Source organism: Rhizobacter sp. P3_B12, assembly GCF_056402895.1.
This window is the reverse complement of the sequence record NZ_JBFUGN010000281.1, coordinates 1-6,598: the sequence shown is the minus strand read 5'-3', so window position 1 is coordinate 6,598 and position 6,598 is coordinate 1. Positions and strand designations below refer to the sequence as shown.

Below are 6,598 nucleotides of genomic sequence, written 5' to 3'. Positions count from 1 at the left end.
GGACGGGAGTTTGATCAACGCCAATGATGACGCTGCCAGCTTTGAAGACGGCTGTCGCACGTGCACCAGTCGTCAAGTTCAACGTCTCGGCGCGTTCGTTCGTGATGCGCGCCACAAGGGTCTGCCCATTGGGCAGATCGAGCCCAACCTTGATGTCGTCATCGCCTTCGCCCACATCGCGCACCCTGCCCATCAATTGATTGAACGTGGCGGGCAAGCTCGCTGCCGGCTCTTCCAGCAAGACGATCGAGGTGGGGTGCACCAAGCCAAACGCTCGGCCGCCTTGCTGCAGCTTCAAGATGTTCTGCACCTCGTGAGAGACCTTGATGACGATCTGCAGGCCCTGGGCGAGGCCCAGCTCCACTTCATCGACATCGACGCCGGGGCGGATGGCCGTCACGACGCCATCGAGGGTGTTGAAGTCAGAGGGTTTCATGAGTTCGAGGTTCCATGTGCTCGTACCTCGCCGGCTGGCGGGTATGGCAATATACTGTATGAATGAACAGTAGTCGGCTGCCTCGCGAGGGTGTCACGCACGTCGGCCGGGAGTCACCCGGGCCTGCGGTGGTTCCGCGCGCCAGCGTGGCCATCGGCTTCGGCTCGCCGTCCCAGGATTCGGGCGTCGGGCGTCTGGACCTGAATGACGTGCTGATCAGGAACCCCCTGGCCACCTTCCTGATGCGCGTGAGCGGCAGCGCGATGCGAGAAGCTGGCATCGATGACGGTGACATCGTGCTGGTCGACCGTTCAGTCCGGCCCGCGAGCGGCCACATCGTGATCGCCGTCGTGGACGACGAGTTCATGTGCCGGCGGCTGGTGACCCACGGATCGTCGTTGCGCCTGGTGGCGACCGATCCGAGCTGCGCCGATGTCGTGCCGCGCGCGGCCCAGGAGCTGCAGGTCTGGGGCGTGGTGACCAACGCCATCAAGGCGATGCCCGTTTGAGCCTGCGCCATGTTTGCGCTGGTCGACGTCAACAACATGTACGTGAGCTGCGAGCGGGTGTTTAAGCCCTCGCTTAACGGACGGCCGGTCGTCGTGTTGTCAAGCAACGATGGCGCCTGCATCGCGCGCAGTAACGAGGCCAAGGATCTCGGTGTGCAGATGGCGCAGCCGTGGTTCCAGGTGCGACATCTGGAGCGCGAGACGGGGCTGATCGCGCTGTCTGCCAACTTCGAGCTGTACGGCGACATGTCCAGTCGCATGATGTCGATCGTCGGGCAATACGCGCCGCGGCAGCAGATCTACAGCATCGACGAGTGCTTCCTCGACTTCGACGGCGTGCGCGGCGACCTGGTCGAGATTGGCCGCGACATCCGCCGGACTGTGCTGCAGTGGACCGGCCTCCCGACCAGCGTGGGCTTCGGTCCGACCAAGACCCTTGCGAAGTTGGCCAACCATGTCGCGAAGATGGCCGATCGCAAGCCGGGCTCGTATCCGGCCGCCTTCGCACAGGTGTGCAACTTCGGTGCGATGTCCCGAGCGGAGCTGGGAGAAGTGATGGGGGTAACCGAGGTGGGCTGCGTGTGGGGCATAGGCCGGCGCATCGGAGCGCGACTGACAGAGGCCCGCATCCACACGGTGCGAGACCTGCTCAACGCAGACATCACGGCACTGCGCAGCCAGTTCAGCGTGGTGTTGGAGAAGACGCTCCTGGAGCTGCGCGGCACCTCGTGTCTCGACCTCGACGACACGCCGGCAGGCCGGCAGCAGATCATGTGCTCGCGGTCATTCGGAAGCGCCGTGACCGAACTGGCGGAGCTGGAGCAGGTGGTCAGCGATTTCGCGTCCCGCGTGGCTGAGAAGCTGCGGCAGCAGGGCAGTGCGGCGGGATCGGTTCACGTCTTCATTACGACGAGCCCGCATCGAAAGCAGGATCGCCAGCACAGCCCGAGCATGACTGTGCCGATGGTGCGGCCGACCACCGATACGTGCGAGCTGGTTGCGACGGCGACGCGAGCGCTGCAGCAGATGTACCGACCGGGCTTCAACTACGTGAAGGCCGGCGTCATGCTGGTGGACCTGCATGACGGAGGTGCCCGACAAGGTGAGCTCGACCTCTTCGCAGTTGACGAGCCGACGTTGCCGGCGGAAGTGGCACGCGACCGGTCGCAGTTGATGGGGGCACTGGATGCACTAAACCATCGATTCGGCAAAGGAGCAGTTCGCATTGCCAGCGCTCAGCAGGGGCGCGGAACGCATGCCTCAGTTGGCAAGCAGGAGCGGCGCTCTCCGCGATACACGACGAGGTTTGGCGAGATTGTCCTTGCGTTCGCTTGACGCTTCCGACTGGTTGCGGTCGCTCCGGTCTGGCCGCAGATCGACAGCTTCGGTCGAACGGCGACCTTCATCGGCGCTCGCTGCGAGTGACGGTTAGCTGCGACGTTCCCCGCGAGCGAGTCTTGGCACCCTTGACGCGAGCGCTGTCCGGTCTCGGTCGCGAAGCCGTCCTTCGCTGAAGCGGGGGGCTCTGTGTGGCAGATCGGTGTCGAAGGTGCTGCAAACGGACCTGCCGTGCATCCCCATGAGAAAACTGGTGCGCGATCTCTCCAAGGGGCGGATCGCCCGGCTCGTGCATAGATAGTTTTGATGAACGAGCAGCCTCGCTTTCGCGGCATATTCCGACACGGGAACGCGCACAATGAGGCGACGCTCCGGCAGTTGCTCCTACGCGGGCATATCGAGAGGAAAAGGAGAGCGCAATGGACTCCTCAGCAGGCGAACTCGTTGTCGCTTTCCACCCGGATGCAACGGCCGGCGCGCGCGCGATAGTTGCTGACCGAATGAGCTCCGGCGGACTTGAGGGGCTCTCGTTGCGCCCCCTGTCGTCGCACGCGGCCTTGGCGCTGGAGCGCGTCGAACGTGCGGGCGAGTCCGGTCGCCAGCGCGCGATTCGGGTGGAGAAGGCGCGCTACTTCTCCAGCACCACAGAGGGCCGCAGTATCGAATCGGCGTTGGACGAGTTGCGCTCCTTGCCCGGGGTCGAGACCGCCTATTGGAAACCCGGTGTGGAGAATCCGCTCGCGCCGGCGGCGCCTCCCGATATTCCAGAGGTGGAGATGCCGGGCGTCCGCCCCAGCGACTTCAGGATCCTTCAGACCTACTTGGACGCAGCACCTCAGGGCGTCGACGTCGGCGCCGCCTCGTTGCGGCCAGGAGGAAGAGGGGACGGTGTCCGCGTAGTTGACATTGAAGGAGGATGGCGTTTCACGCACACCGACCTGCTAGTCAATTCGGGTGGACTGCTCGCAGGCACGCAGTACCCTGAAGTATCGTGGCGCGATCACGGCACGGCGGTTCTTGGCGAGCTCGGAGGCGACGCGGATAGTGCGGGCGTCTGCGGCATCTGTCCCAATGCGATCCTGAGCAGTGTCTCCCATCGCGGGCTGGGAAGTTCCAAGGCGATCGAGATCGCAACCGGCCTCTTATCTGCCGGCGACGTTCTCCTGCTGGAGATGCACAGGCCGGGTCCACGGTTCGCCTACGCTCAGCGACTCGACCAATTGGGATACATCGCGGTGGAGTGGTGGCCTGACGACCTCTTGGCCATCCAGGGCGCCATCGCAAAGGGCATTGCGGTCGTCGAGGCAGCTGGGAACGGCGCCGAGGATCTCGACGCTCCGCTTTACAACACTCCAGGTCCGAACTTTCCGGCCGCTTGGTGCAACCCTCTGTCGGGGGGCGTGGACTCGGGCGCTATCGTGGTGGGCRCAGGAGCGCCACCGAGCGGCGCCTACGGCCCGGATCGTTCGCGCTTGGACTTCTCGAACTGGGGTCGACGCGTGGACTGTCAAGGCTGGGGTCGCGGCGTACTCACCACTGGATATGGCGACTTCTACACCGACATTCAGGATGCGGCGGACGAGGACTATTGGTATACGCGCCAGTTCAGCGGCACCTCCAGTGCCTCGCCCATCGTGGCCGGCGTGGTCGCCTGCCTACAGGGTGTCGCCAGGGCAGGTCATTCGGTACTGCAGTCGTCCGATCTCCGATCCGCGCTCAGGGCCACCGGGTCACTGCAAGTCGCAAGGCCGGGTGCTCCGGAAATTCAGAACATCGGAAGTCGGCCCGATCTGGCTGCGTTGATACGTCACCTCGGGCTCTGACATCCTCTACCTTGAAGTCGGAGCCTCGCGCCAAGAGGTCATCCTCTGATCTGATGACGGATCGGGGTATTCATCGGTATGGAGCAAGCGTCAATCGAGTTCAATCGGACGGCGAATAGGCGAGGGAGATGGAGGTCGGTATGAGCAAGATGGGCCGTTGGAGTTCGTTGGTAGTCTTCGCATGGGCCCTGTGCGGCTGTGCCAATCTCAGCACCGTCGACAGGCAAACTTCCTTGCCGCATGACGGCAAAGCCGTGCACCTCGACGCCGTGCAGCGTGTGGCCGTCGCGAACAATCAAGGTTGGGTGTGCGCTGAACCTTCCCCTGACGCGATGCAGGCGTATGCCGCATCGCTTGGTGCTGGATATGGAACGTTGTCCAAGGACGCCGCGTCCATCGCCCAAGCTTTTTCGGCGAGTTCTGGAAGTATCGGCCTGCGCACGCAGTCAATCACGCTGATGCGCGACGCGCTCTACCGCATATGCGAGCTCTACTTCAACGGCGCGCTGCCGAAGGAGGACGTCATTCAGCTCCTCAAGAGGTCGCAGGACCTTTCGCTGGGCGTGCTAGCTATCGAGCAGCTGACCGGTGCCGTGGTCGCTCAGCAAGTCGTGCTCAATACGAACTCCAGCGCTAGTGCGGCTGCCGCGATTAACGATACCCAGAGGGAATTGGACAAGGCTAGGGCAGACGAGGACGCTAAGAAGAGGGCCGCCGATAGCGCGCAGTCGGATCTCGACATGCAGAAGAAGCTGGTGGACACCAAGACGTCCGAAGCGGCGGTCGCCAAACAGAAGGCCAAGCCGACGCAGCAACTGATCGACTCATTGACGCCGAAACTGAAGACAGCGGAGGACGACCTGGAGACGGCGATTGCCTCGCGCCTCGCGCTCCGCAGTGCCGTCGTTGGGCAAGAGACCAACGTTAGCGGCCTCATCAGCCGGCGCGATGCCGCCGCGAAGAAGCTGGCGGGGCTTCATGAAGTGACAGTAGCGACGAAGGCCAAGCTCGATGCCGCCAAGGCGACAGCCCCTCCAGATCAGACGAGCATTGACAAACTGACGACGGATCTCAAGACTGCGACGGACGCGGAGGCCACCGCGACAACAGGTCTCGCAGCGCAGGAGAACGACCTCACCAAGGCAACGGGCGATCTTCAGAAAGCAAAGGATGCTGCTGCTGCTCCGGCTGGCAATGCGGTCGACGTCGCGCAAGGAAAAGTTGATCAATTCACCGCGCAGCTGAAGGCTCTGCGCGAGGACGAGAACCAGGTCGCAGCCGACAAGGCGACGACTGCGCTCAAGACTGCCTCGGACGAATTTAAGAAGAAGGAAGGCGCCGCAAGCGATGCCAAGGTGACGCTCGAGAAGGCGCAGACGAACACGAAGGAGATCGAGAAGCTCGGAAGCGCCGCCATCACTTCCGCAAACGCAAGTGCTGGTAGCGCCGGCCAGTTCTCTACGTCGACAGGCCGCTATGGCGTCAGCAAGGACACTGCGGAAGTCCTTGCGCGCGCCACCACTGACATCGTGCAGACCGTCGTGAACAAGGGACATTTAACCGACTCGTGTTCGGCGCTCTTGGTCTCGTATGCGAGCCGCACCAGTATTTCGGCGCAAGCGGAGGCTGCCTTTGCGAAGGTGTTGCCCTTGTGCCAGGAGGTGATCGCTGCCACGCTGGCCGTCTACCGTGCACGGGGTGGACTAGCGTCGGCCGGAGCGCAGTTCCCTTCTCCACCGCCCGTGGTTCCGCAGGCGAGGCCCCTAGGACAACCCGACGCAAGTCAGTAGGCCTGGACGGCAAGCTGATCGCCGCACCGCGCGACGCAATCGCGTGCACACGATCACAGCGGCCGAGTTCTCGGCGCTTCCACCGCCAGTTGATCCGACACAAGACGACAAAGTTGAGCATGGAGGACCTGCCGCACAGAACTCAGGACGCGTGCCAGCAACTGGCGGCTTTGCTGGCGCCCAAGAGGAGCACACAATGGAAARGATCAAAATATTCGTCTCCTACAGCTGGGACGACCCACTGCACAAAGCTTGGGTTAAAAAGCTGGCGAACACGCTGGAGGAGATACAGGAAGTCCATGTCACCTGGGATGGCTACGACCTGGATGCCTTGGTTGACAAGCACCTTTTCATGGAGGTGGGCATTCACGACGCCGACCTCATTCTCGTGGTCGCAACAGCAAAGTACAAGGAAAAGGCTGACGGACGACTGGGCGGGGTCGGACTCGAAACTGACCTTGCCCGCGGAATCCGTATCCCTTGCTGAGTGGTTCAATCCAGGCAAGGAGAACGAAAGTGACGAAGGCAAAGAGAGCGCGCTACACGCTGGAATTCAAGCTTGAGGCGGTGCGGATGGTCAAGGGTGGGCAGAGCCTGGCGGTGGTGTCGAAGGTGCTGGGCGTGGCTGATCAGACGCTGCACAACTGGCTCAAGGCGGACCAGAGCGGCAAGCTGAACGGGCCCGGTAGCAAGCCTGTGAGC

General features: G+C 62.9%; 7 protein-coding genes. 6 read left to right on the top strand and 1 reads right to left on the bottom strand.

The features are described 5' to 3' along the window. The coding region (locus AC1D01_RS15995; RefSeq protein WP_477867886.1) for a TOBE domain-containing protein at positions 1–436 on the bottom strand (436 nt) is incomplete at its 3' end. A 146-nt stretch (positions 437–582) separates the two neighbouring features. On the opposite strand from AC1D01_RS15995, the gene AC1D01_RS15990 reads away from it, so the two are divergent. From AC1D01_RS15990 to AC1D01_RS15965, 6 genes are all read left to right on the top strand, one after another. Next, positions 583–945 carry a LexA family protein gene (locus tag AC1D01_RS15990; RefSeq protein ID WP_477867884.1) on the top strand — a complete coding sequence of 121 codons (363 nt, stop codon included), beginning with the start codon at positions 583–585 and terminating at the stop codon, positions 943–945. Positions 946–954: 9 nt separating this feature from the next. After that, the gene (locus AC1D01_RS15985) at positions 955–2,280 is read left to right on the top strand and encodes a Y-family DNA polymerase (RefSeq protein ID WP_477867882.1); all 1,326 of its coding nucleotides are present in this window, start codon (positions 955–957) and stop codon (positions 2,278–2,280) included. A 422-nt stretch (positions 2,281–2,702) separates the two neighbouring features. Further along, positions 2,703–4,106, top strand: a complete 1,404-nt coding sequence (locus AC1D01_RS15980; RefSeq protein WP_477867880.1) for a S8 family serine peptidase — start codon at positions 2,703–2,705, stop codon at positions 4,104–4,106. Positions 4,107–4,246: 140 nt separating this feature from the next. Beyond that, positions 4,247–5,896 (top strand): hypothetical protein, encoded by a 1,650-nt coding sequence (locus tag AC1D01_RS15975; protein WP_477867878.1) that lies wholly within the window; start codon positions 4,247–4,249, stop codon positions 5,894–5,896. A 43-nt stretch (positions 5,897–5,939) separates the two neighbouring features. Then, on the top strand, positions 5,940–6,383 hold the full coding sequence (locus tag AC1D01_RS15970) for an SEFIR domain-containing protein (RefSeq protein WP_477867876.1): 444 nt from the start codon (positions 5,940–5,942) through the stop codon (positions 6,381–6,383). A gap of 29 nt (positions 6,384–6,412) precedes the next feature. Next, the coding region (locus AC1D01_RS15965; protein ID WP_477867874.1) for a transposase at positions 6,413–6,598 on the top strand (186 nt) is incomplete at its 3' end.

What these genes read in the sequence shown, in the direction of transcription:
- AC1D01_RS15975 (WP_477867878.1), top strand. Translation starts at nt 4,247, where the DNA reads ATGAGCAAGATGGGCCGTTGGAGTTCGTTGGTAGTCTTCGCATGGGCC.
- AC1D01_RS15985 (WP_477867882.1), top strand. Translation starts at nt 955, where the DNA reads ATGTTTGCGCTGGTCGACGTCAACAACATGTACGTGAGCTGCGAGCGG.